Below are 730 nucleotides of genomic sequence, written 5' to 3'. Positions count from 1 at the left end.
GGGTGTCGTGAACATTAACCTGCGTTTTCCCGGCGCTGATTTCCGCGGTCTGAGTATTGGTAAGGTTTTTGGCGGTCAGCTGCACGGTTTGCCCGGCGACGATGGCCCGGTCATTGGTGAGATTGCCCGCGGTCTCCAGCGTCAGCGTGCCATTGGCCGCAGTGTGCCCGGTGTGGTGAAAATCCTTGGTTAAGGTGACCGCCATATCGCCCTGCGATAACAGTTGGCCGTCGCCGCTCAGGGCTTCGGCGTTAATATCTGCCTGTTCCCCGGCAATCAGGGTGCCTTGCCGGTTGTCAATCACCAGCGAGGTGTGCCCGCTCCTGTCGTCTACGGTAAGCTGTTTGCCCGCGGAGATTAACCCCTGAGCATTATTCAGCGTGTGACTCACCTGAGCCTGCAGATGGTTAGCGGCCCGTAAAGCGCCCCCGGTATTGTCCACCTGCCGGGCGTTTATCGTCAGATGTTGCGCCTCCACGCCGTTATCCGGCTGCGTTGTCTCACGGTTAATCAGCTGAGTCGTGTTCAGGGTGAGTTGTGAACCGCCCCGCATCAGGCCACCGGTGTTGTCGGTTTTTTCCTGCGCGTTCAGCGTGGTATCGTCCACCGCCTGCACCTGACCGTGACGATTGTCGAGCCAGTGGGTCGTCAGGGTAAACCGGCCCGCGGACAACAGTTTGCCATTCTGATTGTCAGTCCCGGCCTGTCCGGTCTGGATAACCAGCTGTCC

Annotated in this window: 1 protein-coding gene and 1 pseudogene; both read right to left on the bottom strand. The window is 59.5% G+C overall.

The features are described 5' to 3' along the window. Positions 1-607, bottom strand: a 607-nt coding sequence (locus tag EAE89_RS23075) for a hypothetical protein (RefSeq protein ID WP_339423569.1), incomplete at its 3' end; no start/stop codon positions are given. 9 nt (positions 608-616) lie between these two features. Further along, a pseudogene (locus EAE89_RS24225) lies at positions 617-673 on the bottom strand (hypothetical protein); the annotation flags it as partial. Between the last annotated feature and the right edge of the window lie 57 nt (positions 674-730).

The organism is Photorhabdus heterorhabditis (assembly GCF_018448905.1).
Lineage (GTDB): Bacteria > Pseudomonadota > Gammaproteobacteria > Enterobacterales > Enterobacteriaceae > Photorhabdus > Photorhabdus heterorhabditis.
This window is presented reverse-complemented; position numbering and strand designations above follow the sequence as displayed.